Annotated in this window: 24 protein-coding genes; 16 read left to right on the forward strand and 8 right to left on the reverse strand. The window is 73.3% G+C overall.

All coding sequences use genetic code 11. The features are described from left to right. Positions 1-25: 25 nt before the first annotated feature. Together sucB and ACGF12_RS18255 are read left to right on the forward strand one after the other, a co-directional pair. Positions 26-1,711 carry a 2-oxoglutarate dehydrogenase, E2 component, dihydrolipoamide succinyltransferase gene (gene sucB, locus ACGF12_RS18250; protein WP_393030550.1) on the forward strand — a complete coding sequence of 562 codons (1,686 nt, stop codon included), beginning with the start codon at positions 26-28 and terminating at the stop codon, positions 1,709-1,711. Between the two features lie 140 nt (positions 1,712-1,851). After that, positions 1,852-2,367 carry a DUF4240 domain-containing protein gene (locus ACGF12_RS18255; RefSeq protein WP_393030552.1) on the forward strand — a complete coding sequence of 172 codons (516 nt, stop codon included), beginning with the start codon at positions 1,852-1,854 and terminating at the stop codon, positions 2,365-2,367. A gap of 10 nt (positions 2,368-2,377) precedes the next feature. Here the strand turns inward: ACGF12_RS18255 and ACGF12_RS18260 are convergent, their stop codons facing one another. After that, on the reverse strand, positions 2,378-3,469 hold the full coding sequence (locus ACGF12_RS18260; RefSeq protein ID WP_393030555.1) for a DUF2510 domain-containing protein: 1,092 nt from the start codon (positions 3,467-3,469) through the stop codon (positions 2,378-2,380). Positions 3,470-3,566: 97 nt separating this feature from the next. After that, the gene (locus ACGF12_RS18265; protein ID WP_393030558.1) at positions 3,567-4,073 is read right to left on the reverse strand and encodes a GNAT family N-acetyltransferase; all 507 of its coding nucleotides are present in this window, start codon (positions 4,071-4,073) and stop codon (positions 3,567-3,569) included. Positions 4,074-4,128: 55 nt separating this feature from the next. Here ACGF12_RS18265 and ACGF12_RS18270 point away from each other — a divergent pair, with 55 nt between their 5' ends. After that, on the forward strand, positions 4,129-5,043 hold the full coding sequence (locus tag ACGF12_RS18270) for a TIGR01777 family oxidoreductase (RefSeq protein WP_393030561.1): 915 nt from the start codon (positions 4,129-4,131) through the stop codon (positions 5,041-5,043). Positions 5,044-5,390: 347 nt separating this feature from the next. After that, complete coding sequence (locus tag ACGF12_RS18275; protein ID WP_393030564.1) at positions 5,391-6,722, forward strand: FAD-dependent oxidoreductase; 1,332 nt, start codon at positions 5,391-5,393, stop codon at positions 6,720-6,722. 449 nt (positions 6,723-7,171) lie between these two features. On the opposite strand, the gene ACGF12_RS18280 is transcribed toward ACGF12_RS18275, so the two are convergent. Then, positions 7,172-9,049: a regulator gene (locus ACGF12_RS18280; RefSeq protein WP_393030566.1), complete on the reverse strand. Its 1,878-nt coding sequence runs from the start codon at positions 9,047-9,049 to the stop codon at positions 7,172-7,174. 309 nt (positions 9,050-9,358) lie between these two features. Here ACGF12_RS18280 and ACGF12_RS18285 point away from each other — a divergent pair, with 309 nt between their 5' ends. From ACGF12_RS18285 to ACGF12_RS18315, 7 genes are all read left to right on the forward strand, one after another. Further along, positions 9,359-10,120, forward strand: a complete 762-nt coding sequence (locus ACGF12_RS18285) for a 3-hydroxybutyrate dehydrogenase (RefSeq protein WP_393030569.1) — start codon at positions 9,359-9,361, stop codon at positions 10,118-10,120. A gap of 192 nt (positions 10,121-10,312) precedes the next feature. Beyond that, the gene (locus ACGF12_RS18290; RefSeq protein ID WP_393030572.1) at positions 10,313-11,674 is read left to right on the forward strand and encodes an MFS transporter; all 1,362 of its coding nucleotides are present in this window, start codon (positions 10,313-10,315) and stop codon (positions 11,672-11,674) included. A 67-nt stretch (positions 11,675-11,741) separates the two neighbouring features. Then, positions 11,742-13,652 carry a helix-turn-helix domain-containing protein gene (locus tag ACGF12_RS18295; RefSeq protein ID WP_393030575.1) on the forward strand — a complete coding sequence of 637 codons (1,911 nt, stop codon included), beginning with the start codon at positions 11,742-11,744 and terminating at the stop codon, positions 13,650-13,652. A 133-nt stretch (positions 13,653-13,785) separates the two neighbouring features. Then, on the forward strand, positions 13,786-14,556 hold the full coding sequence (lipB, locus tag ACGF12_RS18300) for a lipoyl(octanoyl) transferase LipB (RefSeq protein ID WP_393030669.1): 771 nt from the start codon (positions 13,786-13,788) through the stop codon (positions 14,554-14,556). Between the two features lie 177 nt (positions 14,557-14,733). Beyond that, entirely contained in the window at positions 14,734-15,687 is a 954-nt protein-coding gene (lipA, locus tag ACGF12_RS18305; RefSeq protein WP_380609178.1) for a lipoyl synthase, read from the forward strand. Positions 15,688-15,860: 173 nt separating this feature from the next. Continuing rightward, positions 15,861-16,061 (forward strand): hypothetical protein, encoded by a 201-nt coding sequence (locus tag ACGF12_RS18310; RefSeq protein ID WP_387623167.1) that lies wholly within the window; start codon positions 15,861-15,863, stop codon positions 16,059-16,061. A gap of 100 nt (positions 16,062-16,161) precedes the next feature. Next, positions 16,162-16,860 (forward strand): DUF4191 domain-containing protein, encoded by a 699-nt coding sequence (locus ACGF12_RS18315; protein WP_393030578.1) that lies wholly within the window; start codon positions 16,162-16,164, stop codon positions 16,858-16,860. 118 nt (positions 16,861-16,978) lie between these two features. Here ACGF12_RS18315 and ACGF12_RS18320 read toward each other — a convergent pair whose 3' ends face one another. Next, complete coding sequence (locus tag ACGF12_RS18320; RefSeq protein ID WP_393030581.1) at positions 16,979-17,446, reverse strand: RDD family protein; 468 nt, start codon at positions 17,444-17,446, stop codon at positions 16,979-16,981. A 285-nt stretch (positions 17,447-17,731) separates the two neighbouring features. Here ACGF12_RS18320 and glnA point away from each other — a divergent pair, with 285 nt between their 5' ends. Both glnA and ACGF12_RS18330 read left to right on the forward strand, forming a co-directional pair. After that, positions 17,732-19,144 carry a type I glutamate--ammonia ligase gene (gene glnA, locus ACGF12_RS18325; RefSeq protein ID WP_393030584.1) on the forward strand — a complete coding sequence of 471 codons (1,413 nt, stop codon included), beginning with the start codon at positions 17,732-17,734 and terminating at the stop codon, positions 19,142-19,144. Positions 19,145-19,243: 99 nt separating this feature from the next. After that, on the forward strand, positions 19,244-19,867 hold the full coding sequence (locus ACGF12_RS18330; RefSeq protein ID WP_393030587.1) for an exonuclease: 624 nt from the start codon (positions 19,244-19,246) through the stop codon (positions 19,865-19,867). On the opposite strand, the gene ACGF12_RS18335 is transcribed toward ACGF12_RS18330, so the two are convergent. Continuing rightward, positions 19,854-20,942: a PP2C family protein-serine/threonine phosphatase gene (locus tag ACGF12_RS18335; protein ID WP_393030590.1), complete on the reverse strand. Its 1,089-nt coding sequence runs from the start codon at positions 20,940-20,942 to the stop codon at positions 19,854-19,856. The genes ACGF12_RS18330 and ACGF12_RS18335 overlap by 14 nt on opposite strands. A gap of 205 nt (positions 20,943-21,147) precedes the next feature. After that, complete coding sequence (locus ACGF12_RS18340; protein WP_393030593.1) at positions 21,148-22,365, reverse strand: cytochrome P450; 1,218 nt, start codon at positions 22,363-22,365, stop codon at positions 21,148-21,150. Between the two features lie 121 nt (positions 22,366-22,486). On the opposite strand from ACGF12_RS18340, the gene ACGF12_RS18345 reads away from it, so the two are divergent. Continuing rightward, positions 22,487-22,843, forward strand: coding sequence for an arsenate reductase family protein (locus tag ACGF12_RS18345; protein ID WP_393030596.1), 357 nt, complete (start codon positions 22,487-22,489; stop codon positions 22,841-22,843). A 93-nt stretch (positions 22,844-22,936) separates the two neighbouring features. Here the strand turns inward: ACGF12_RS18345 and ACGF12_RS18350 are convergent, their stop codons facing one another. After that, positions 22,937-23,407 (reverse strand): pyridoxamine 5'-phosphate oxidase family protein, encoded by a 471-nt coding sequence (locus ACGF12_RS18350; protein ID WP_393030598.1) that lies wholly within the window; start codon positions 23,405-23,407, stop codon positions 22,937-22,939. 105 nt (positions 23,408-23,512) lie between these two features. On the opposite strand from ACGF12_RS18350, the gene ACGF12_RS18355 reads away from it, so the two are divergent. Beyond that, positions 23,513-24,073, forward strand: coding sequence for a DUF1697 domain-containing protein (locus tag ACGF12_RS18355; protein WP_393030601.1), 561 nt, complete (start codon positions 23,513-23,515; stop codon positions 24,071-24,073). A gap of 126 nt (positions 24,074-24,199) precedes the next feature. Then, a complete protein-coding gene (locus tag ACGF12_RS18360) occupies positions 24,200-24,745 on the forward strand; it encodes an FHA domain-containing protein (RefSeq protein ID WP_393030604.1) in 546 nt (181 codons plus the stop codon). 242 nt (positions 24,746-24,987) lie between these two features. Here ACGF12_RS18360 and ACGF12_RS18365 read toward each other — a convergent pair whose 3' ends face one another. Then, positions 24,988-25,839, reverse strand: a complete 852-nt coding sequence (locus ACGF12_RS18365) for a hemerythrin domain-containing protein (RefSeq protein ID WP_393030607.1) — start codon at positions 25,837-25,839, stop codon at positions 24,988-24,990. Positions 25,840-25,956 lie beyond the last annotated feature (117 nt).

Here is a 25,956-nt window from a genome sequence, read left to right on the forward strand (position 1 = left end):
AGACTTGATAGGAGTCGCTGAAACCATGGCGGTCTCAGTAACACTGCCCGCGCTGGGCGAGAGCGTTTCCGAGGGCACCGTCACCCGTTGGCTGAAGGCCGAGGGTGAGCGTGTCGAGGTCGACGAGCCGCTGCTGGAGGTGTCGACCGACAAGGTCGACACCGAGATCCCGGCTCCCGCCTCCGGCATCCTGGCCTCGATCAAGGTCGGCGAGGACGAGACCGTCGAGGTCGGCGCCGAGCTGGCGATCATCCACGACGGCTCCGAGGCCGCCGCTGCCGCCCCGGCGCCCGCCGCCGAGGCCGCTCCGGTCGCTGCCCCGGCCGCCCCGGTCGCCGCTCCGGCTCCGGCTCCGGTCGCCGAGGCTCCGGCTGCCGCTCCGGCTGCCGCCGCTCCGGCCGGCGACGCCCACCCGGTGCTGCTGCCCGCGCTGGGCGAGTCGGTCACCGAGGGCACCGTCACCCGCTGGCTGAAGGCCGAGGGTGAGACGGTCGAGGTCGACGAGCCGCTGCTCGAGGTCTCCACCGACAAGGTCGACACCGAGATCCCGTCGCCGGTCGCCGGCGTCGTCGTCAAGATCCTGGTCGGCGAGGACGAGACCGCCGAGGTCGGCGCCCAGCTCGCGCTGATCGGTGCCCCGGGTGCCGCTGCTGCCGCTCCGGCTCCGGCCGCTGCGCCGGCTCCGGTTGCCGCTCCGGTTGCCCCGGCCGCTCCGGCCCCGGTCGCCGCTCCGGCCCCGGTCGCCGCTCCGGCCCCGGCTGCCCCGGCTGCCCCGGCCGCCGACGCCGGTGACGCCTACGTCACCCCGCTGGTGCGCAAGCTCGCCGCCGAGCAGGGTGTCGAGCTGTCCTCCGTCGCCGGCACCGGCGTCGGCGGTCGCATCCGCAAGCAGGACGTCATCGCCGCCGCGGAGGCCGCCAAGGCCGCCCCGGCCCCGGTCGCCGCCGCCGCTCCGGCCGCCGCGCCGAAGGCCGCCGCCGCGCCGTCCGCCCTGCGCGGCCAGACGGTCAAGATGACCCGCATGCGCAAGGTCATCGGCGACAACATGATGAAGGCCCTGCACGAGCAGGCCCAGCTGACCAGCGTGGTCGAGGTGGACATCACCAAGATCATGTCGCTGCGCGCCAAGGCCAAGGACGGCTTCCTCGCCCGCGAGGGCGTCAAGCTCTCCCCGATGCCGTTCTTCGTCAAGGCCGCCGCCCAGGCGCTGAAGACCCACGCGGTCGTCAACGCCCGCATCAACGAGGCCGAGGGCACCATCACCTACTTCGACACCGAGAACATCGGTATCGCGGTGGACTCCGAGAAGGGTCTGATGACCCCGGTCATCAAGGGTGCGGGCGACCTCAACATCGCCGGCATCTCGAAGAAGACCGCCGAGCTGGCCGCCAAGGTCCGCGACAGCAAGATCACCCCGGACGAGCTGTCCGGCGCCACCTTCACCATCAGCAACACCGGCTCGCGCGGTGCGCTGTTCGACACCGTGATCGTGCCGCCGAACCAGGCCGCCATCCTGGGCATCGGCGCCACCGTGAAGCGCCCGGTCGTCATCGAGGCCGACGGCGGCACCGCCATCGGCATCCGCGACATGACCTACCTGTCGCTCTCCTACGACCACCGCCTGGTGGACGGCGCCGACGCCGCCCGCTACCTGGTCGCGGTCAAGGAGATCCTGGAGGCCGGCGAGTTCGAGGTCGAGCTCGGCCTGTAAGGCACCCCGGTCGTACCGAACCCCGCGTCGTCCCCGGACGGCGCGGGGTTCCGCCGTTCCCGGACGGCGCGGGATTCCGCCGTCTTCTCCTCGGGTCGCGGCATGCGCCGAGGCGGCCGAGCGGGGATGCTGGAGCGGTGATGGACGAGACCGACTTCTGGCAGATCATCGACGAGACCCGGGAGGCCGCCGAGGGCGATCCCGACGAGCAGGCCGACCGGCTGGTCGATCACCTCGTCCGGCTGACCCCGGACGACGTGATCGACTTCGCCCGGCTGTTCGAGGCCCGGTTCCAGCGCGCCTACCGCTACGACCTGTGGGGCGCGGCCTACCTGCTGCTGGACGGCGCCTCCGAGGACACCTTCGACTTCTTCCGCTGCTGGCTGATCGGCCAGGGCCGGGAGGTCTTCGAGGGCGGGCTGGCCGAGCCGGACGACCTGGCGGACCTGCTGCCCGAGTTCGACGAGGAGGAGGACGGCGAGGCCGAGGACCTCGGCTACGCGGCCGACGAGGCGTACGAGCGGCTGACCGGCCTGCCGTTGCCCGAGGTGGGCGGTCGACAGGCCGGGCGGCCGGCCGGGGCGGCGCTGGACTTCGACGACCCGGACGTCATGGCGAAACGCTTCCCCAAGCTCTGGGAGCGCTACGGGGACTGATCGGGATCGGTCAGGTGCTGCTGCCCGAGCTGCCGTCCTGCTTGATGCCCTTGAGGATCTGGTCCAGCACCGAGGCGTCCGGCGCGGCCGGGTCGTCGTCCACACCGCCCTCGAAGACCACGTAGCCGCCGCCCTTGGCCGGGACGGCGGCCAGCAGGACGTAGCCCTGGGTGCCGTCCGAGGTGCGGACGTGCCAGCGGGTGGCGTAGCCGAGCACTCCGGCGACGCTGACGAAGCCTGAGCCGGAGTCGGTGTGCGAGGTGATCCCGGTGAAGATGCCCCCGGCGTAGGCCGGCATCGCGGCGTCGGCGGCCGCCTTGGGCGAGTCGCCCTGGATGGTGTCCTTCTCCACCGAGAACTGGCCGCGGATGCACGCGTTGCCGTCCGCGCAGGTGTAGCGGCCGCTGCCGAGGTAGACCGTGGAGTGCGCCGGGTTGGGCGACACGTCCCAGCCGTCCAGCACCGGGACGGTTATCGCGTGCTGGGCGTCCGGGACGGTGCTCTTCACGACCGGGACGGGCTTGGGCGGCGCGGCGGTGGTCGTGCTCTCGGTCGGGGAGGGGGTCGGCCCGGGGCTGTCGCTCTGGCTGACCGACACGGTGGGGCTCGGGGTCGGGCCCGCCTTCGGGTCGCCGCCCTGGCTGAGCACGAGCCCGGTGATGATCCCGCCCACGGCCAGCACGCCGACCGTGATCCCGATGATCACACCGGGCCTGGTCCTCGCGGGGGCGGGCGGCGGGTAGCCCTGGCCCGGGTAGTAGCCGCCGCCCTGGTAGGCCTCCTGGCCGGGGTAGCCGTACCCGGGGGCCTGGCCGGCGTCCTGACCCGGGTAGCCGTAGCCGGGGGCCCGGCCGTCCTGGCCGGGGTAGCCGTAGCCGGGGGCGGGCGAGCCGCCCTGCGCCGGGTAGCCGTAGCCAGGCTGCGGGGGCTGCGGGGCCGGCGGCTGCCAGGCCTGGGTCGGGGCGTCGGCGAGCTGTCCGGCTCCGCCCTGGAGCGGCCGGACCTCGCTGGTCCAGGCATTGCCGTCCCACCAGCGCTCGTGACCGGGGGTGCCGTCCGCACCGGGGACCGGGTACCACCCGGGAGGCGTCGAGTTGCTCACGGGCGTACGGTACCCGGCGGGGCGCGGCTCCAGACAGGGCGGGTACGTCACGACTCTGCAGCGCCCGCTCCACTGACGATGCGTCAGCTCGTGCGCCTCAGTCGACCAGTCGGCGGGCCATCCAGATGTCGTCCACGTACCGGCCGTCGATCAGGAACTCCTCGGTCAGCGAGCCCTCCACGACGAAGCCGCAGCTCTCGTACAGCCGGCGGGCCGGGGCGTTCCAGCCGAGCACCCGCAGGGTCAGCCTGCGGGCGCCCGCGGCCCGGGCCGCGGCGCAGGCCGCCTCGACCAGGCGGCGGCCGATGCCCCGGCCGCGGACCGTGCCGTCGACGACGAGGCCCTGGATCTGCCGGACGTGCCGGTTGCTGGCCAGCGGGGTCGGCGGGACCTGGCGGGTGTAGCCGACGATCCGGCCGTCCAGCACGGCGAGCAGGTACTGGTCGGGAGTGTGCCGCTCGTCGAAGATCCCGTCCCTGGCCTGCGGCTCCGGGGAGACGTCGGAGAGGGTGGACCAGGAGGCCCGGTCGAGGGCGGCGAGCTCGCGGTCGTCCTCCGGCCACGCCGGACGGATGATCAGATCGTCATGGGAGTCACGGGGCATGCGCGTCAGCCTAATGACGCGCGTGCGAACGTGAGGGGGATCAAGTACTGCGAGGATGGGGCCCATGCGCATCGCTGTCACAGGCTCCACGGGATTGATCGGTTCGGCACTCGTCCGCTCCCTGCTGGCGGACGGCCACGAGGTGGTCCGGCTGGTCCGGCGCCACACCAGGACGGGCCCGCAGCCCGACGGCAGTACGGCGATCGGCTGGAACCCGCTGCTCGGCCAGGTCGAGCGGGACGGCCTCGCCGGGGTCGAGGCGGTGGTGCACCTGGCCGGTGCCGGGGTCGGCGACCGCCGCTGGACGGACGCGTACAAGCGGGAGATCCGGGAGAGCCGGGTCTACGGCACCGAGACCCTGGCCGTCGCACTGGCCGAACTCAAGGAGCCGCCGCGGGTGCTCGTCAGCGCCTCCGCGGTCGGCTGGTACGGACAGACCGGCGACCGGGTGATCGACGAGGACTCCCCCGCCGGGGACGACTTCCTGGCCGAGGTCTGCCTGGAGTGGGAGGCGGCGGCGCGGCCGGCCGAGCGGGCCGGGATCCGGGTCGTGCACCCGCGCACCGGGATGGTGCTCTCCACCGCCGGCGGGGCGGGCGGGCGGCTGTTCCCGCTGTTCAAGCTGGGCCTGGGCGGACGGCTGGGCAGCGGGCGGCAGTACTGGAGCTACATCTCACTGGCCGACGAGGTGGCCGCACTGCGGTTCCTGATCGACCGGGAGGACCTCTCCGGCGCCTTCAACCTCACCGCACCGGAGCCGGTGACCAACGCCGAGCTGACCACGGCGATCGGCCGGGCGCTGGGGCGGCCGACGCCGTTCCCGGTGCCGGAGGCGGTGCTCAAGGCGGTACTCGGGGAGCTGGCGGTGGAGGTCGTCGGCAGCCACCGGGTGGTACCGCGGCGGCTGTTGGACGCGGGGTTCCGCTTCGCGCACCCGGACGTGGACTCGGCGGTGCGCGCGGCCCTCTGACTCCCGCTTCGCGCGTAGGCCTCCTACGGCATTTGCCCTGGCCAGGGGCATATGCCGGGCGGGGGTCGGACGGGGCTCCGGCAGGGGGCGCACGGGAGCACATGGCGGGCGCGTCGCACGCCCCCGGTGACCGTACGCGCCCGCCGACCCCGCATCCCGGCCGCCACGGCGCACTGTCCGTGACCGCGCCCCCGCCCGGCGCCGCACAACCCCTCCCGACCCCCGCATCCGGTTCGTTGCGCTTGTCTGACGCTCACACTGACTGGGCATCACCTTCCACGGACCGTGTCCCGGCACCCCGCTGCCTGCGTCGGCCGGAGCCCCGGGACCAGGGAGGGAGCACGCCAGTGCCCACATACGACTTCACCCGCCGCGCCCGTCGACCGTCCGACCCGGACGTCGTCGTGGTCGGCGCCGGACTCGCGGGCCTGGCCGCCGCCCGCGCACTCACCGGCCGCGGCCTCGCCGTTCAGGTCCTGGAGACCACCGACCGGATCGGCGGCCGGATGGCCACCCGCGAGCTGGACGGATTCCGGCTCGACGACGGCAGCCACCTGCTGAACACCGCCTTCCCCGAGCTGCGCCGGGCGCTCGACCTCGACCGCCTGGACCTGCGCCAGCTCACGCCCGGCGTGCTGGTGCACAGCGCCGGACGCCGCTACCGCGCCGGGGACCCACAGCTCACCACCGCCCGCCAGGCCGCCACCCGGGCGCCGCTCGGCAGCCCGCTGGACAAGGCCCGCCTCGGCAGCTGGCTCGGCCGGATCGCCACCACCCCGGCCGGCCGGCTGCAGGCCCGCCCGGAGACCACCGCCGCCCGCGCCCTGGCCGGCCACGGCCTCGCCCCGCGCACCGTGGACGGCTTCCTGCGCCCGTTGCTCAGCGCGCTGCTCAGCGATCAGGCGCTCGGCACCAGCAGCCGGATCGCCGACCTGGTGCTGCGCTCCTACGCCCGCGGACGGCTCTGTCTGCCCGCCGACGGGATCGCGGCCGTGCCCGCCCAGCTGGCCGCCGCGCTGCCCGCCGGCACCGTGCGGACCGGGGTGCAGGTCACCTCGGTCACCGCCGACGGTGTGGAGACCCTCGCCCACGGGAGGATCGGCGCCCAGGCCGTCGTGGTCGCCACCGACGCCCGCTCCGCCGTCGAACTGCTGCCCGGGCTACGGCTGCCGGACTTCCACCCCGTCACCACCTTCTTCCACGCGGCCGACCGCGCCCCGCTGAACGAGGCCGTGCTGCTGCTCGACGGCGACCGGCCGAACGGGCACCCGCCGCTGGTCTCGCACTCGCTGGTGCTCAGCGAGCTGCACCCGTCCTTCGCCCCGGCCGGGCAGGCGCTGGTCGCCACCACCGTGCTCGGGCGGCGCTCCTTCGACGCGGGCGGCCCGGCCGGACTGGAACCGGCCGTCCGGGCCCGGCTGGCCGAGCTGTACGGGGCCTCGACGGCGGGTTGGCAGTTCCTCAGCGTGCGGCACGTCCCGGACGCGCTGCCCGCGATGCCGCCGCCGCACAACCCGCGCCGGCCGGTGCGGGTGCTGGCCGGGCTGTACGTCGCCGGGGACCACCGGGACACCAGCACCGTGCAGGGTGCGCTGGTCTCCGGGCGGCGGGCGGCGTGGGCGGTGCTGCGCGACCTCGGGCTGCCGGCGGACGCGCGGGAGGCCGAGGCGGCGGCCTGAGGCCGTAGGCCTTGGGGCGTGCTGCTCGGACGTGCTGCTCGGACGTGCTGTTCGGTCGTCCGAACACGCCAGCGGTCTGCCGGGGTGACAGACCGACGGCGTGCCGGGATGCCGATGTACACGCTCTGACCGTTCATCGGATGATTTCCGCCGATCGACCGTCTCGCGGTGAGCGCCTCCGCCCAGCCGGTCGCACTGATCCTGATCCCCGCGGCAGCCGTCGCCGCGCCACTGCTCACCGACCGGCTGCCGCGGTGGATCGCCGTACCGCCGTACCGCCATACCGCCGTACCGACCGTCGTGTTCGAGATCGTGCTCGGTGCCCTGATCGGCCCGGACCCTCGGCTGAGCAGCCGAGGGTCCGGGCCGGGAACCGGTAATCCTGCTCGGCCCGGCTGTCGGGTGGTCGGGCGGGTGATCCGTGTGGTCGGGTGTCGTCAGGCGCGCGCTCAGATCACCCCCGCCTGGCGGGCCGTCTCCTCGAAGGCGCGGGCCACCGGGCTGCCCCGGTAGGGGGTGAGACGGCGGTGGAAGTCCCGGACGTACTCCAGCGAGCGGGCCGAGCGCATCTCCCCCGCCGCCCGCAGCGCGTCGGTGGCCATCGTGCAGGCCTCGTCGAGGTCGCCCATGCCGAGCCGGGCGGTGGCCAGCACCAGCCGGCAGAAGATCCGGCTGCGGGCGTAGGCGGGAGAGCGCAGCCGCAGCGACTTCTCGGCGTGCTGCGCGGAGGTGCGCCACTGCTGGAGGTCGCGGTAGCAGTGGGCGAACTCGTCGGAGAGCTGCGCCTCGTCGAAGTACCGCGCCCAGGAGGGCAGTTCGTCGCCCGTCCGGGAGGCGGCGAGCGAGCGCTCGGCCCGGACCAGGGCGGTGGTGCAGGAGCGGACGTCGCCCAGCAGGCCGTGCCCGCGCGCCTCGGCGGCGTGCATCAGCGACTGGACCACCGGCGGGACGGCGGTGCCCACGCCCTGCTGGGCGACCCGGGCGAGCTGGACGGCCTCCCGGCCGTGGCCCAGGTGGACGGCCTGATGGCTCATCGTCACCAGGACGTAGCCACCGAGCGCGCGGTCCCCGGCGGCCTGGGAGAGGCGCAGCGCCTGGACGAAGTAGCGCTGGGCGAGGCCGTGCGCGGCGATGTCGAAGGACGTCCAGCCGGCCAGCCTGGTCAGGTCGGCGACCGCGCCGAACAGGGCCCGGCCGATCTGCTCGCCGTAGCGGCCGCGCAGCATCGGCTCGGCCTCGCTCTCCAGGTAGCGGACCAGTGCCTGGCGGGCGTGACCGCCGCCGTAGGCGTGGTCGAGCGCGCGGAAGAGGTCGCCGACGGCGCGGATGGCGGCGATGTCGCCGCGGCCGACCCGTAGGGCGGGGCGCGTCTCGCGGGTCGGGTCGGTGTACGACGGCTCGACGGCGGCCGGCGGGCGGCGGCTCTGGGTGGGCACCCGACCGATGGTGGCGGCGGTGCCGGTGGTTCCGGCGGTGCTGCGGGAGCCGGGGACGCCGGGGGCCTGGCCGCGCGCGGGGCTCACGGCGAGGGCGCCGGGCGCGCTCGTGGCGCTCTGCGCGGGTGGGGTGGGGGCGGTGCCCGGCGGGCCGGTGGCGGCGTCCGGGCGGACCAGGGTGGAGCCGTCCCGGGCGACCCGCTCGTCGGTGCGGCCGATCAGCCAGTCGCGGCTGGGGACGACCAGCCCGGCCGGGGTGAAGGCGATCCGGCGCAGCTCGGACTGCGGGCCGTTGTCCTTGCGCCACATGCTCGCCACGATGTCCACCGCCTCCTGCGGGGTCTCGGCGAACTCCAGGCCCGCGTAGACCGGGGCGCAGGCGTCCAGGCCGAGGTCCTGGGCGGTGAGGCGGCGGCCGAGGCGGCGGGTGAAGACCTCGGCGATCAGCGCCGGGGTGGCGCCGCGGGGCTGCTGGCCGCGCAGCCAGCGGGTGACCGAGGTCTTGTCGTAGCGCAGGTCGAGGCCGTGCTCCAGGCCGAGCTGGTCGACCCGGCGGGCCAGTCCGGCGTGCGAGAAGCCGGCCTCCTCGATCAGCGCGGCGAGCTGGCCGTTCTGCGGGGCCGGGCCGGAGTGGCCGGTGTGGCTGCCGTGGCCGCTGGTGGTCGCGGGGGCGGGTGCGGCGGTGGCTTCGTGCCGGTTCGGTGCGGCCTGCACGGGCAGCCGCAGTTCGTCTGCGGTCGGGGCGTCGGTGGTCAGCGTGTCGCCGGTCAGGGCGTTGGGGGCCAGGGCGTCGGGGGCGTCCGGAAGGGTCCGGCCGACCGGACCTCGGTGCTGGCCGAGCGGGTCGAGCGGTCCGTACGCCGGGCTGTCGGTTGCAGGCCGTTGGGGCATGTCAGTCAACACCTCTCGGACGTCGCACCGGGCTCTACCAGCACTTCGGCGGCCTGGGGCGGCGCCCCCTGTCGGGAATCGGCGTGAATGTAGCGAGCATTCGGGCGCTATGGGTGGATCTGACCGAGCAATCCTCCGAACGGGTGAAGCAACCGCGCCCATTGTGGGGAAGCGAGGTCAGGATGGGTTTGGCCTTCCGGGGTCGAACCGCCGATCGACCGTCATGTCGGTTTCCGCCATGGGGAACCCTGCTGCTGTAGCGGCCCGCCACATGGGAGCCGCGCCGCCGGATTCCTACCGTTCTCGGCCATGGACACCTCTACTGCCCGCCCGCTCGACGGCCGCACGGCCCTGGTGACCGGCGCCGCCTCGGGCATCGGCCGCGCCTGCGCCGAGGCCTTCGCCGGGGCCGGCGCCCGGGTCTACGTCGTCGACCTCGCGGCCGGCCCGGCCCGGGACCTCGCCGAGCGGATCGGCGGGCGCGCGATCGTCACGGACCTCGCGGACCCCGAGGCCGTGGACGCCCTGCCGGACGACGCCGACATCGTGGTCAACAACGCCGGCCTGCAACACCTCGCGCCCGTGCACGAGTTCCCGCTCGACCGCTTCACCCTCATGCAACGCGTCATGGTCGAGGCCCCGTTCCGCATCCTGCGCCGCACCCTCCCCCACATGTACGGACAGCGGTGGGGCCGGATCGTCAACATCTCCTCCGTCCACGGCCTGCGCGCCAGCGCCTTCAAGTCCGCGTACGTCACCGCCAAGCACGCCCTGGAAGGCCTCAGCAAGACCGTCGCCCTCGAAGGCGCCCCCCACGGCGTCACCAGCAACTGCCTCAACCCGGGCTACGTCCGTACCCCCCTGGTCGAGCGGCAGATCGCCGCCCAGGCCCTCGCCCACGGCATCCCCGAGGACGAGGTCGTCGACCGCGTCATGCTCGACCGCACCGCCGTCAAGCGCCTCATCGAACCCTCCGAGGTCGCCGCCCTCGCCCTCTGGCTCTGCTCCCCACCCGCCTCCTACATCACCGGCGTCAGCCTCCCGATCGACGGCGGGTGGACGGCGCACTGAGTCGATCCCCTACGAGCACGGCGGGACGGGGTCAGGGGTGGGAGGTGGGCAACGGCCAGGGACCGAGGCGGTCATGGGGTGGTCGGCCATATCCATCCGAGGCGATGTGTGGGTCGGTCACATAGTCCCGGGAGCGTGGGGTTCCTACCTTGTGGCGACATCCTCCCCCTCTGGACCTGGAAGTGGTGACCCATGAAGGCCCCTGCACGTGGTTCGGCGGCGACCAGCTCACTCCCGCGAGTGGTGGCCGCGAGTCTGATCGGCACGACGATCGAGTGGTACGACTACTTCCTGTACGGAACGGCGGCGGCGCTGGTGTTCGGGAAGCTGTTCTTCCCGAACACCGATCCGCTCACCGGGACGCTGCTGTCGTTCCTGACCTATGCGATCGGGTTCGCGGCGCGGCCGCTCGGGGCCTTGGTGTTCGGTCACTTCGGGGACCGGGTGGGGCGGAAGAAGCTGCTGGTGGTGAGCCTGCTGCTGATGGGCGGGTCGACCACGGCGATCGGACTGCTGCCGACGTACGGGTCGATCGGGGTGGCGGCGCCGGTGCTGTTGACGACGCTCCGGCTGGTGCAGGGGTTCGCGCTCGGCGGGGAGTGGGGCGGGGCGGTGCTGCTGGTGTCGGAGCACGGGGACCAGCGGCGGCGGGGGTTCTGGGCGTCGTGGCCGCAGGGCGGGGCACCGGCCGGGAACCTGCTGGCGGCGGGGGTGCTGTCGTTGATGACGGCGGTGCAGTCGGACAGCGCGTTCCTGGCGTGGGGGTGGCGGGTGCCGTTCCTGTTGTCGGCGGTGCTGGTCGGGGTCGGGATGTGGATCCGGCTGGCGGTGGACGAGTCGCCGCTGTTCCGGCAGGCGCTGCGGGCGGCGCAGGCCCGGAAGGAGGCCGAACCGGCGCCGCTGGTGGGGGTGTTGAAGCACCACTGGCGCGAGGTGCTGGTGGCCATGGGCGCGCGGATGGCGGAGAACATCTCGTACTACGTGATGACGACCTTTGTGCTCACGTACGCCGTCAACCACGCGCACTTCGACAAGCAGAGCGCGCTGAACGCCGTACTGATCGCCTCGGCGATCCAGTTCGCGCTGATCCCGCTGTTCGGGGCGCTGTCCGACCGGGTCGGGCGCAAACCGGTGTACCTGGTGGGCGCGGCCGGGGTCGGCGTCTGGGCGTTCGTGTTCTTCGGGATGGTGGACACCGAGTCCTTCGGGGCGCTGGTGGTCGCGGTGACCGTCGGTTTGGTGTTCCACAGCGCGATGTACGCGCCGCAGGCGGCCTTCTTCACCGAGCTGTTCGCGACCAGGCTGCGGTACTCGGGGGCCTCGATCGGCGCCCAGTTCGCCTCGGTGGCCGCCGGGGCGCCCGCCCCGCTGATCGCCACCGCGCTGCTCAAGGACTACGGCAGCGCCACCCCCATCGCGGTCTACGTGGCCGTCGCGGCGGCGATCACCGCGCTGGCGGTGCTGTGCGCACGGGAGACCAGGGGGCAGGACCTCACCGAGGTCGAGGAGCAGCCGGCGGACGGCGCCGCGGTCGGAAAGCCCGCCGTGGCCTGAGGGTTGAGCCGATAGCATCGCGATTCCTCGCAACCGTCGGAACCGACGCCGATTGGCGGCCCGCACCATGAACCACCCCGACGAGGGCGCCGCACCCGCGCTGCGGCGGCTGCTCGACCTGCTCGCCTCCGGCGCCGCCACCGAGGACTTCGCCGAGGTGCTGGCCGACGCCCGCCGCCGCGGGGCGCCGGCCGGCGTCCTCGCCGAGATCGACGACGCCACCTGGCAGGCCCTGCGGGTGCACCGTACGTTGCGTCAACACCGGCGCCGAGAGGCCGAGTTGACTGCACTGTTCGACACCGCCGGGGACCTGGCCGCCTCCCGGGAGCTGGACACCGTGCTGCAGGCGATCGTCCGCCGGGCCCGGATGCTGCTCGGCACCGACACCGCGTACCTGACCCTGCCGGACGAGGCCGCCGGCGACACCTACATGCGGGTCACCGACGGCTCGGTCTCCGTGCTCTTCCAGACCCTGCGGCTCAGCCTCGGCGACGGCCTGGGCGGGCTGGTCGCCCAGACCGCCCGCCCGTACGCCACCCCCGACTACCGCACCGACGAACGCTTCCGCCACACCGGCACGATCGACGCGGCCGTGCTGGACGAGGGCCTGGTGGCGATCATCGGGGTGCCGCTGCTGCTCGGCGGGCAGGTCATCGGCGTCCTGTTCGCCGCCGACCGCTCGCCGCGCGCCTTCTCCCCCGACGAGGTCGCGCTGCTCTGCACGCTGGCCGCGCACGCCGCGATCGCCCTGGACACCGCCAAGTCCCTGGCCGACACCCGGGCCGCGATCGCCGAGCTGAACACCGCGAACGAGCTGGTCCGGGCCCACTCCGCCGCCGTCCAGCGCGCCGAGCAGGCGCACGACCGGCTCACCGACCTGGTCCTGCGCGGCGCCGAGGTGCCGGACGTCGCCGCCGCCGTCGCACTCCTGCTGGACGGGGAGATAGCGGTCCTGGACGCCGAGGGCGAGCCGCTGGCCGGGCGGCCGACGCCCGCCGCCGAGCTGGCCGGGGCAGTGGCCGCGTCCCGGACCGAGGGCCGGTCGGTACGGCACGGCGGGCTGTGGGTGTGCGCGGTGCTGGCCGGACACGACGCGCTCGGCACCATGGTGCTGCGCGGACGGCCCGACCTCGACGACGCCGACCGGCGGCTGTTCGAGCGGGCCAGCGTGGTGACCGCGCTGCTCCTGCTGCTGCGCCGCTCGGTGGCGGAGACCGAGAACCGGGTCCGCGGCGAGTTGCTCACCGACCTGCTCACCGCCCCCGAACGCGACCCGGCCGGGCTCACCGCGCGCGGCCGCCGGCTCGGGGTCGACCTCGCCCGGCCGCACCTGGTGCTGGTCGCCGAACCGGCGGACGGCGACGGCGACGAGCGGGGACGGCTCGCGGGCGCCGCCCGGCGGTACCTGTTCGGCGCCCGGGGCGTCGGCGCCGAGCACGGCGAGGCGGTGGTGCTGCTGGTGCCGCTCGAAGCGGGCACGACCGGCGATCCCGAGGGGACCGCCCGGCAGGCCGCCGAGCGGCTGGCCCGGCTGGCCGGCTTCCCGGTCACCGTCGGCGCCGGCCGCCCCGCCGCGGGCCCCCGGGCGCTGGCCGCCGCGTACGCCGAGGGCCTGCGCTGCGTGCGCGCCCTGCGGGTGCTCGGCCGCGCCGGGGAGGGCGCCTCGGCCGGCGCGCTGGGCTTCCTCGGGGTGCTGCTCGGCGACGGCCACGACGTGGACGGCTTCGTCGGCGCGACGCTCGGCCCGCTGCTCGCGTACGACGCCCGGCGCGGCACCGAGCTGGTCCGCACCCTGCGCGCCTACTTCGACTGCGGCGGCAGCCTCACCCGGGCCAAGGACGAGCTGCACGTCCACGTGAACACCGTGGTGCAGCGGCTGGACCGGGTCGAGGCGCTGCTCGGGCGGGACTGGAGCCGGCCGGAGCGCTCGCTGGAGCTGCAGTTGGCGCTGCGGCTGCAGCTGCTCTCGGGCGGCTGAACGGCCGGTACGGGCGTGGGCGTACAGTGGCGAGGTTGGTCTCGAACGCGAGGCTGGTCCCGTCACGCAAGGCCGGCCCCGAACGCCTGGCAAGGAGCGCGGTGCGGTGAGCGATAACGTGCGGTTCGTGCGGATGGGCATAGGCGAGCACGTCGTCCCCTATGAGGAGGCGTGGGAGGAGCAGCAGCGCCTGCACGCGCTGCGGGTCGCGGACGAGATCCCCGACACCGTGCTGCTGCTGGAGCACCCGCCCGTCTACACCATGGGCAAGCGCACCAACCCCGCCGACCTGCCGCTGGACGGCACCCCCGTGGTCGAGGTCAACCGGGGCGGGGAGATCACCTGGCACGGCCCCGGCCAGCTGGTCGGCTACCCGATCATCAAGCTGCCCGACCCGATCGACGTGATCGCGTACGTCCGCCGGCTGGAGGAGGCGCTGATCCGCGCCGCCGCCGACTTCGGCGTCGAGACCACCCGGGTCGAGGGCCGCAGCGGGGTCTGGGTGCTGGGCCAGAACATCCCGGACGCCGTGGTGGACCCGGCCGAGGTGGTGGACATCGGCAAGCTGACCCTGCGGATGGGCCTGCCGCTGGGCATCGACCCGCGCCTGGCCGGGCCCGAGTACGCCCCGTCCAACGCCGGGCAGCGCGGCGGCGACCGCAAGCTCGCCGCGATCGGCGTCCGGGTCGCCCGCGGGGTGACCATGCACGGCTTCGCGCTCAACTGCGACCCCGACATGACGTACTTCGACAAGATCGTGCCCTGCGGCATCCGGGACGCGGGCGTGGCCTCGCTGGCCGGCGAGCTGGGGCGCGATTTCGGCGTCGGCGAGGCGCTGCCGGCCGTCGAGCGGCACCTGAAGGACGTCTTCGCCGAGCTGCCGGAGCCGGCGCTCAGCCGCTGAAGCCCGCCGCCGTTCAGCCGCTGAAGCCCGGTGCCGATGCGGCTGGAACCGTCAGCCGCTGGGAATCTACTGGCCGGTAGCCGCGTTGCCCTGCGATTGCAGGGCGGCAGGCCCGGCACAGGCCGTACAACCACAGGCGTACCCTGGGGGTACCCCGTCTAGTTCTAGGAGTCGCACGTGTCCGCTGTCGCGCCCGACGGCAGGAAGCTGCTCCGCCTGGAGGTCCGCAACAGCGAGACCCCCATCGAGCGGAAGCCCGAGTGGATCAAGACCCGCGCGAAGATGGGCCCGGAGTACAACGCCCTCCAGTCGCTGGTGAAGAAGGAGGGGCTGCACACGGTCTGCCAGGAGGCCGGCTGCCCCAACATCTTCGAGTGCTGGGAGGACCGCGAGGCGACCTTCCTCATCGGCGGTGACCAGTGCACCCGCCGCTGCGACTTCTGCCAGATCGACACCGGCAAGCCCGCCGAGTTCGACCGCGACGAGCCGCGCCGGGTCGCCGAGTCCATCGTCACCATGGACCTCAACTACGCCACCATCACCGGCGTCGCCCGCGACGACCTGGAGGACGGCGGCGCCTGGCTGTACGCCGAGACCGTGCGCCAGGTGCACGCGATGACCGCCGAGCGCGCGGGCGGCCGTACCGGCGTCGAGCTGCTCATCCCCGACTTCAACGCGGTGCCCGAGCAGCTGGCCGAGGTCTTCTCCTCCCGCCCCGAGGTGCTCGCGCACAACGTCGAGACGGTTCCGCGCATCTTCAAGCGGATCCGCCCGGCGTTCCGGTACGAGCGCTCGCTCGACGTCATCACCCAGGCCCGCGCGGCCGGGCTGGTGACCAAGTCCAACCTGATCCTGGGCATGGGCGAGACCCGCGAGGAGGTCAGCCAGGCGCTGGCCGACCTGGTCGGGGCCGGCTGCGAGCTGATCACCATCACCCAGTACCTGCGCCCCTCGCTGCGCCACCACCCGGTGGAGCGCTGGGTGAAGCCGCAGGAGTTCGTCGAGCTCCAGGAGGAGGCCGAGGAGCTGGGCTTCGCGGGTGTCATGTCGGGGCCGCTGGTGCGTTCGTCGTACCGGGCCGGCCGGCTGTACCGGCAGGCGCTGGAGCGGCGCGCACAGGCCGCGGTCTGACGCTCCGGGGCAGGTTTCGGCCACTGGGCCATTCGAAGGGCGGAGCTGCGGCTCCGCCCTTTCGAGCTTCACCACGCTTTGACTGCCTGGTCACGGACTGGTAACACGGGGTGGGGATGATGGACGCCCAGTGAGCGTTCGATTCTTCTCAGCCACGAGAGGAGCTGTTCGGCATGCGGATGCGGATCCGGTCGGTGGGGGTGGCGCTGCGGTTCGCCGAGAGCGTCCTGCTGGCGCCCGGCCAGCGGCACGCGCGACTCAACGCCTGGGCGGCGGTGTGCGAGAACCGCCGGTACGCGGCGGACCGCCGACACGACGCCCTGGCAGGCGGGGCAGCGGCGGGCACGGCGAGGGCACGCTCCGTACGCCCCTGAGGCCCCGCCGTCGCTGTGTGCGACGGTGCGCGGGCACACAGGTCACGGTTCGGGCGAACGGGTACCCGGGCTTGGATATCCCGTACCCGCGCCACGTACCATGAGCGTTATGGCGAGGGAAACATCCGAGAACCCCGGGCGACTGAAGCAGATCCGCCTGGCGTACACCATGACCAAGAAGGTCGACACCAAGATCGGCCTGATCATCGCCGGCGTCGGCCTGCTGACCTTCGGCGTGTTCCTCGCCATCGGCTTCGCGATCGACCACCCCATCTACCTGGGCATCCTGGGCTTCATCGTGGCCGTCCTGGCCATGGCGATCGTCTTCGGGCGCCGGGCCGAGCGCGCCGCGTTCGGTCAGATGGAGGGGCAGCCGGGCGCCGTCGCGGCGGTGCTGAACAACATCCGGCGCGGCTGGAGCTCCAACTCCACCCCGGTCGCGGTCACCCGTAACCAGGACGCGGTCTACCGCGCCGTGGGCCGGGCCGGCATCGCGCTGATCGGCGAGGGCAACCCGAACCGGGTGCGCCAGCTGCTGGCCTCCGAGAAGAAGAAGATGGCCCGCGTGGTCGGCGACGTGCCGGTGCACGACATCGTGGTGGGCAACGGCGAGGGCGAGATCCCGCTCAAGAAGCTGCAGATCCACCTGATGCGCCTGCCCCGCGCCATCACCGCCTCCCAGGTCACCGAGACCAACGACCGCCTGCGCGCGCTGGGCGACCTGCTCTCCAAGGCGCCGATCCCCAAGGGCCCGATGCCCAAGGGCGCCCGGATGCCCAAGGGCGGCCAGGCCCGCTGACCTCTCCCCTCCCCTGACGACACGAGAACGGCCCCGCTGAGTTTCCTCAGCGGGGCCGTTCGGCGTTCAGCCGTTGGGCGGTCGCAGCTGTCGTGCGTGACCGCCTACGTGGACGTCGTCAGATCCGGACCTCGACCGTGCCGACCGCCTTGTCGTGCAGGCCGCGGGTGTCGCGGTCCCAGACCAGCGCCGGCACCACCAGGCAGAGCAGGACGGTGCGCAGCAGGACCTGCGGGATGGTCGCGCGGCGGCCGTCCAGGCGGACCACCCGGAGGCCGAACAGCCGCTTGCCGACGGTCGTGCCGGTGGTGGCGAGCAGGACGGCGGCGACCAGGAAGTAGAGCGGGAGGGTCCACAGGTTGGCCTCGGCCTGGTCACCCTTGGCGATCAGGCCGTAGGAGACCAGGGCGACCAGCCAGCCGTCCACGAACAGGGAGCCGATCCGTCGGCCGGGGCCGGCCATCGAGCCGGGGCCCTCCTCGGGCAGTCCGAGGCGCTCGCCGCGGTAGCCGAAGTCGGCGCCCATCTTCTCGGCGGCCGCCTTCGGGCCGTCGATCCACGATCCCAACGCTTCTCTGGTGTCCACGAATCCACACTAACCGGGCTGACCCCGGGCGCCCGCACCGGCTCCCCTCCGGGCGGGGCGCGGCACCGGGCCCCGCCCCGACCGGGTGAATCCCGATCACCTGGCTTACCAAGTGGTCCAGACCATTTAGCCAAGGGTCTCCAGGTCGGCGGGGCGATTTGCCCCGTACCGTACGCCTTTGCCACCCGTTCGGCGGTCCTGGTTAACATCTAGGAAACGAGCGGGTCACCGACTGGAAACGACCCATTCCTAGGGTGAGCCCAATTCGCACGCCGAGGAGGATGGATGTTCAACAACGCCGCCGAAGTGAAGCAGTTCATCCAGGACAACGACGTGAAGTTCGTCGACGTCCGCTTCTGCGACCTGCCGGGCGTACTGCAGCACTTCTCCGTACCTGCGGCGACCTTCGACCCGTCCGAGATCCTGATGTTCGACGGCTCGTCGATCCGCGGCTTCCAGGCCATTCACGAGTCCGACATGGCCCTCGTGCCGGACCTCGCCACCGCCCGCCTCGACCCGTTCCGGGCCGAGAAGCACCTCAACATCAACTTCTTCATCCAGGACCCGGTCACCGGCGAGGCCTACAGCCGTGACCCCCGCAACGTCGCCAAGAAGGCCGAGGCCTACCTCGCGTCCTCCGGCATCGCCGACACCGCCTTCTTCGGGCCCGAGGCGGAGTTCTACGTCTTCGACTCGGTGCGGTTCGAGACCAGCGCCAACGCGTCCTTCTACCACATCGACTCGGAGGCGGGCGCCTGGAACACCGGCGCCGCCGAGGGCGACGCGCGCGGCTACAAGGTCAAGTACAAGGGCGGCTACTTCCCCGTCCCGCCGGTGGACCACTTCGCCGACCTGCGCGCCGAGATGTCGCTGGAGCTGGCCAAGGCCGGCCTCGAGGTCGAGCGCCAGCACCACGAGGTCGGCACGGCCGGCCAGGCGGAGATCAACTACAAGTTCAACACCCTGCTGCACGCCGCCGACGACCTGATGCTGTTCAAGTACATCATCAAGAACGTCGCCTGGCGCAACGGCAAGACGGCCACCTTCATGCCGAAGCCGATCTTCGGCGACAACGGCTCGGGCATGCACGTCCACCAGTCGCTGTGGAGCGAGGGCTCGCCGCTCTTCTACGACGAGCAGGGCTACGCCGGCCTGTCCGACACCGCCCGCTACTACATCGGCGGCCTGCTCCGGCACGCCCCCTCGCTGCTGGCCTTCACCAACCCCTCGGTGAACTCCTACCACCGCCTGGTGCCGGGCTTCGAGGCGCCGGTCAACCTGGTCTACTCGCAGCGCAACCGCTCGGCCGCGATCCGCATCCCGATCACCGGCTCCAACGCCAAGGCCAAGCGCATCGAGTTCCGCGCCCCGGACCCGTCCTCCAACCCCTACCTGGCCTTCTCCGCCATGCTGATGGCCGGCCTCGACGGCATCCGCAACAAGATCGAGCCGCTGGAGCCGGTCGACAAGGACCTCTACGAGCTCGCCCCCGAGGAGCACGCCAACGTCCCGCAGGTGCCCTCCTCCCTCCCCGCCGTCCTGGAGGCCCTGGAGGCCGACCACGAGTACCTCCTCGCCGGCAACGTCTTCACCCCGGACCTGATCGAGACCTGGATCGACTTCAAGCGCACCAACGAGATCGCCCCGATCGCCCTCCGGCCCCACCCGCACGAGTTCGAGCTGTACTACGACCTGTAAGGAAGCACCCACCCTGCGGGGGCGCGGACGTCACGTCCGCGCCCCCGCAGGCGTTTTCGCCGGCGGGAATCCGGTTGCGGGGGTGGGTTGGATGGAGGCATGGGAAGCAGGAGCGGCGGGGTGACGCCGACGGTGTACGTGTCGGTGGACGTGGAGGCGGACGGGCCGATCCCGGGGCCGTACTCGATGGTGAGCTTCGGGGCGGTGGTGGCCGGGTGGCACGACGGGGAGGGGTTCCGGCGGGCGGAGCCGGGGGTGGCGGCGGCGTTCTACCGGGAGTTGCGGCCGATCAGCGCGGAGTACGACCCGCAGGCGCTGGCGGTGTCGGGCTTGGAGCGGGCCGCGCTGGAGGCGGGTGGGGCGGAGCCCGGGGCGGCGCTGCGGGAGTTCGGGCGGTGGGTGGAGCGGGTGCGGACCGGGCCGCAGGGGCAGCGGTACCGGCCGGTGATGGTGGCCTACCCGGCGGTGTACGACTGGCAGTTCCTGTACTGGTACCTGATGCGGTTCACCGGTGCCAGCCCGTTCGGGCACTCCGGGTGCCTGGACCTGAAGACGCTGTACGCGGCGCGGGCGGGGGTGCCGTTCGCCGGGATCGGGAAGCGGTCGATGCCGCCGGAGCTGCTCCCGGACCTACCGCACACGCACCACGCGCTCGACGACGCGCGCGAGCAGGCGGTGCTGTTCGCGAACCTGTGGGAGTGGCAGGGGGCTACTCCGGGGTGAGGGCGAGGACGGCGAGGTCGTCGGCGAGCAGGCCGGCGAACCGGTGGACGTCCTGGGCCAGGAAGGAGACCACCCGGTCGGGGGCGGTGCTGCCCAGGACGGCGAGGCGCGGGGCCAGCGGGTAGAAGGCGCCGGCGCCGTCGCGGGCCTCGCTGACGCCGTCGGTGTAGACCAGGACGGTGTGGCCCGGGGGCAGGGCGACGGTGGTCGGTTTGGCGGGCTCGTCGTCGGGCCCGAGGTGGCCGAGGCCGAGCGGGAGCTCGTCGACGCAGGCCACCGGGGCGATGGTGCCGGCGGCGAGCAGCAGCGGGGTGGTGTGGCCGCGGTTGACGATCTCCACGCAGTCGGTGCCCGGCCGGTACTGGAGCAGGACGGCGGTGACGAAGAGCTCGTCGTCGCCGCGCTCGGCCGCGTCGCGCAGCACCGCGCGGTCCAGCTGGTCGGCGAGCTCGACCAGGCCCGGGGTGTCGTGGGCGGCCGCCCGGAAGGCGCCGAGCACGTCGGCCACCGTACGAACCGCGCCGAGGCCCTTGCCGCGGACGTCGCCGAGCAGCACCCGGACCCCGAAGCGGGTGTCGCACACCTCGTACAGGTCGCCGCCGACCAGCACCTCGGCCTGGGCCGGGCGGTAGAGCCCGGCCACCCGCAGGCCGCCGACCCGCTCGGGGACCGGCCGCAGAACGGTGCGCTGGAGGGTCTCGGCGACCGTACGGGCCTGGAGCAGGTTGCGGTTCTGCCGGGTGCGCTGCCAGGACAGGACGGTGCCCATCACCCCGGAGAGCAGGGTGGCGATGTAGACCCAGACGTGGTGCTGCTCGTTGATGTGGCCCACGCGCAGGGCCAGCAGCATTTGCAGCGCCAGCGAGCCGCCGGTGGCGCCGGCGGTCAGCACCGGGCCGTAGCTGAACGCGGCCACCACCGGCAGAGCGGTCAGCAGGAAGCCGGCGGCGACGGCGTCCGGGACGACGGCCTCGGCGATCAGGTCGATGACCAGCAGTAGGACGGGCAGCCAGGGCACCCAGCGCGGCACCCGGGGCTGCGCGACCGCGAGCTGCGGCGGGCGGGGTGCTGACACGACGGGGACCTCCTGGCTGACCGGCCTGGCCGGTCCGGGAGGAAAGGCCCGGAATGGCCGGTTCGTCCCTCCATGGTCCCCCACGAACGGGACCGGTCACGAACGGCCGAACGTCCCGGGTTCCGGAGCCGACGGGACCGACATGGCCGGACGGGGCCGACGGCGGCCCCGGAGGCGCAGGGCCGCCGGGGGCCGGGGGCCGGGGTCAGCGAACGGTCACCGGCAGGGACTCGAAGCCACGCAGCACCAGGCGGTCGCGCCGGGTGGGGACCCCGCCCGGGGCGAGCCGGGGGAAGCGGTCGAGCAGCGCCGGGATCGCGACCTCGGCCTCCAGCCGGGCCAGCTGGTAGCCCAGGCAGAAGTGCTGGCCGCCGCCGAAGCTGAGCGGCTGGCTGTCGGTGCGGGTCGGGTCGAACACCTCCGGGCGCTCGTAGCGGGTCGGGTCGTGGTGGGCCGCGCCGATCAGCAGGGTCACCCCGCTGCCGAGCGGGACGGGAAGGCCCTCGACGCTCAGCCCCTCCTCCAGCGCGACCCGGCCGGTGGCCTGGACCGGGGAGTCGAAGCGCAGCACCTCGTCGGTGAAGCCGGCCGGGGTGACGGCGCCGCCGCGCAGGCCGGCGGTCGCCCCGGGGTGGCGGAACAGCAGGGCGAGGCCGTTGCCGAGCAGGTTGGTGGTGGTCTCGAACCCGGCCACCAGCAGCAGCACCAGGTTGGCCAGCAGCTCCTCGGCGGAGAGCCGTCCGTCGTCCTCGGCGGCGATCCGGGCCAGGTCGCTGACCAGGTCGTCCTGCGGACGGGCCAGGCGTTCGGCGGCCAGCTCGGTGAAGTACCTGGACAGCTCGTCGGCGGCCCGGTCGGCGTCGTCCAACTCGTCGAGGTCCTGGATGATCTCCAGGGCGACGGTCAGGTCGGCGGCGAGGCCACGGAAGCGGTAACGGTCCTGCTCGGGGACGCCGAGCAGCTCGCAGATCACCCCGACCGGCAGCCGGAAGGCGAAGGCGTCCATGAAGTCCACCGGCGAGCCGTCGGCGCCCTGCTCGGCCATCCCGTCCAGCAGCCGGTCGACCGCCGCCTCCACGGCCGGGCGCAGCGCGGCGACCCGGCGGGCGGTGAACACCGAGGCGATCAGCGAGCGGACCCGGGGCTGGTCGGGCGCGTTGCGCTGGAGGATCGAGCGGCCGAACAGGGCCAGTGAGGAGTGCGAGGCGAACTCCGGGGCCAGGCCGGCCATCATGTCGGCGGTCGCGACACCGAAGGCGGGGGTGCGCAGCACCTTGTTGACCGCCGCGTACCCGCTCACCACGTACATCCCGCCCCCCGCCGGGACCACCGGGCCGAGCTCGTGCGCCCGCGCGTACAGCGGGTACGGGTCGGTCCTGACCTCCGTCGTCATCAGCTGCTCGATGATCGTCGCGCCGTCCATCCGGTGCTCCCCTCCGAAGACGATGGTTCCTGATGCATGAACCACCGGCGGGTACGCCGCGGTTCCCGTCCGGGCGGTTCGGACGCGGGTCCGGGGAAGGGCCCTCGATAGGCTGGCCGGCATGGAGATCTGGATCAACCCGCGCTGCGGCAAGTGCCGGACGGCCCTCAGCGAGCTGAACGGCGCCGGAGTGGAGTACACCGTGCGGCGCTACCTGGAGGAGCCGCCGACGGCGGCCGAGCTGGAGCAGGTGCTGGAGCGCCTGGGCCTGGAGCCCTGGGACATCACCCGCACCGACGAGCAGGTCGCGAAGGACCTGGGGATGAAGGCGTGGCCCCGGGAGGCGGGCGAGCGGGCGCGCTGGATCGCCGCCATGGCCGAGCACCCGGTGCTGATCCAGCGACCGATCATCACCGCGGACGACGGCCACGCCGTCGTGGCCCGGACCCCCGAGGCCCTCAAGTCCGTCCTGCCGTAGAGCGGTTGGCCGTTCCCGGCGGCCGTTTCCAGCGACCGTTCCCGGCGGCCGCCGCGACTGCCGGGTACGGCTGCCGGGAGCGGTCGGGACCGGTCAGTGGAGCCGGGTCGTCTCCACCGGCCGGCCCGGGTGCCAGTTGTGGACCAGCAGCTGGTCGCCCTCCAGGGCGGTGTGCACCACCTGCTGGAGGTCCAGCCGGAACAGGTGGAACGGGGTGGGCGGCGGCTCGGGCAGCTCGGCCGAGAAGGCGGCGATCTCGTCCTCGTCGGTGACCTCCACCGCGCGGCCGGAGAGCTTGGAGTCCCCGCCGGCCATGGTCTCGTCGCCCGGGCGGGCGTGCAGCGCGAAGCGGGCGTCCCGCTGGAGGTCGCGCGCCTTGACCGCCGGGTACATCGATCCGAGCCAGGCGTCGGCGCCGATGAAGTCGACCTCCGTCCCGCTCACCCGGGGTGAACCGTCCCTGCGCAGCGTCGCCAGGACGTGGTGCTTGTTCGCCTCGAACCGGGCCCGTACCAGGGCTGCGAGTTCGGGGGCCTCGTGCTCGAAATCCTGCCAGGTGGCCATGGCGCCAGTCTGACAGTCGGCACCGACAACCGCCGGGCACGAGCGACCGGGCGCGGCACGCGGTCCGGACCGGGCGTTGTCGGCGGCCGGTGCCACACTGGCAAGGTGACCACCACGACCACGTACATCGCGTTCCTGCGGGCCATCAACGTCGGCGGCCGGACGGTGCGGATGGAGCGGCTGCGGGCGCTCTTCGCCGAACTGGGGCTGGCGAACGTCCGCTCGTACATCCAGAGCGGCAACGTCTTCTTCGACACCGACGGACCGGACCGAGCCACCGACCGCGCCGCGCTGACCCGGCGGATCGAGGAGCACCTGGAGCGGGCGCTCGGCTACCCGGTGCCGGTCATGCTGCGGACGGTCGACGAGGTGGCCGGGCTGCTCGCCGCCGAACCGTTCCGGGGCGTCGAGGTGACGCCGGACGTGCGGCTGGTGGTCGCCTTCCTCTCCGAGCCGCTGCCGGCCGAACTCGCCCTCCCACACCGCTCGGCGAGGGGCGACGTCGAGGTGCTCGGTGCCGATCCCGGGGCCGCGTACATCGTGGTCCGCCTCCAGAACGGCAAGTGGGTCACCAAGGACATGTTCGGCAAGGGCTACCGGGGGTCGGTCACCTCCCGGTTCCTGCACACCACGGAGAAGATCCTCGCGGCCGCCCGCAAGGTCTGACGACCCGTCCGGGGAACTGGAACCGCGTCCCCGGTCCGGGCGTCTGGAGTGCAGTGACGTACGAACCGAGCGCCGGAGCACGGCGCGATCTGGACAGTCCGAGCCGGTCGATCCGACAATCGGGCCATGACGCAGCCTGAGCTCCCCACCGGCCAAGCCCGGCCCTCCGACGCCGAACGGGAAGCGGCGCTCGGGGTGCTGCGCGAGGGCGCGGGCAGCGGCCGGCTGTCGCACGACACCTTCCTCGGCCGGATGGAGATCGTCCTCCAGGCCAGCAGCCGCGCCGAGTTGGACGCGGCGGTGGCCGGGCTGCCCACCGGCGGGCCGGTGGAGCGCTTCGTGCTGCGGGTGGTCGGCCGGGTGTCCGGCTTCGGCGACCGGCTGAACCGGGCCTGGCGCACCGAGCGACTGCCCGGGCTGAGCCTTCCGCACTCCGGGGCCGGGCAGTTGACGATCGGACGGATCCCCGGCTCGGGGCTGCGGCTGCACGACGCCTCGGTCTCCCGGCACCACGCACAGCTGCGGCACGAGAACGGCGGCTGGGTGCTCTACGACCTCGGTTCGACCAACGGCACGCACGTGAACGGGCGGCGGATAGCGGGCGGGGTGCCGGTCCGGCCGGGCGACCAGGTGCGGTTCGGCAACCTGGAGTTCCGGCTCGCCGCGCACTGACCCGGTCACCGGCGGGCGGTGGCGCACCGGCGGGGGCCACGCCGGTGGATCGTCAGTGGTGGGTGCGAGGGAGGCGGAGCGGATCGTCGCTCCGCTGGAGTGGCTCAACCGCCTGCCGGAGTGGGCGCCGGGAGCACGATCCCCCATGGGGCAGAGGAGTTGGGCACACCGACCGGATGTCGTCATATGCCCGCGGCCGGTGCCACGCGCGTAGATCAACGGCCCGCGAAAAGAGCCGCGGGTCAGTCGACGACACTCCCCAGGCCGCCGAGACCCTCGCCGAAGATGCTCAGGTTGCCGCCGACCGGCCCGCCGTCGACCGCTCCCCCGCCCAGGTCACCCGACGGCCCCCACAGCGGCGCCGTGCAGCGCTGGTAGGTCGCCTGCCAGTGCGGCCAGTTGCGGGCCACGTCGTCGTCGCACTCGGCCAGCAGCCGCTCGACCGTCGCCGGCTCCACCCCGTCCAGCAGCCAGGCCAGCGCGTCCGCGGTGCCCGGGCCGTCCGCCGAGCGCAGCAGGTCGAGCAGTTCGCCCAGGCCGCCGAGCCGGGAGTTGTCGGTGACCACCCGTTCCATCCGGGGCAGCAACTGCCGCTCCTCGATCCGCAGATGGGTCTCCAGCCGGGCCGCCAGGTCCTCCATCGCGTACGCCACCGGCCAGGCGCTGCCGGTGTCCCGGCTGGCGATCCGCACCAGCGTGGTGACCCGGGTGAAGGAGTGGTCGAGGTTGTGGTGGTCGGCCTCCAGCCAGTTGAGCAGCAGCCGCAGCTCGGGTGCGAAGCGCCGCACGATCGGCCAGATCCGGGTGTCCTGCTGCTCGTGGTGGCAGGTCAGCATCGCGGTCATGAAGGTCCAGTGCCGCAGCAGCGCCTCGCCCTTGTGCTCCTCGTCGGGCTGGAGCAGCCGCAGCGCGTTGGGCAGTCGGGCGAGGTCCCGGCGCAGTGCGGCGTGCACCAGCCGCAGCCCGGCGAACCGGGCGATGAGCGGCTCCTCGTCCGTGGTCCGCCCGTACGTGTCCGTCCCCCGGGAGTCGGCAGCGGACTCCGCCTGCGCGGGCACGGAGCGAGCGGGCTGGGGCAGCAGGTGGATCGGCATGAGGCTCTCTTCACGACGTGGCAGGACGGCTGGGGCGGCCCGTGAAGGCCGCCCCAGCCAAGGTGCTCGCAGTCGATCAGAAGCGAATCAATGTCCGATTGACGCGCAGGTCACGGG

Origin of the sequence: Kitasatospora sp. NPDC048296 (assembly GCF_043201815.1) — a bacterium.
Classification (GTDB): Bacteria; Actinomycetota; Actinomycetes; order Streptomycetales; family Streptomycetaceae; genus Kitasatospora.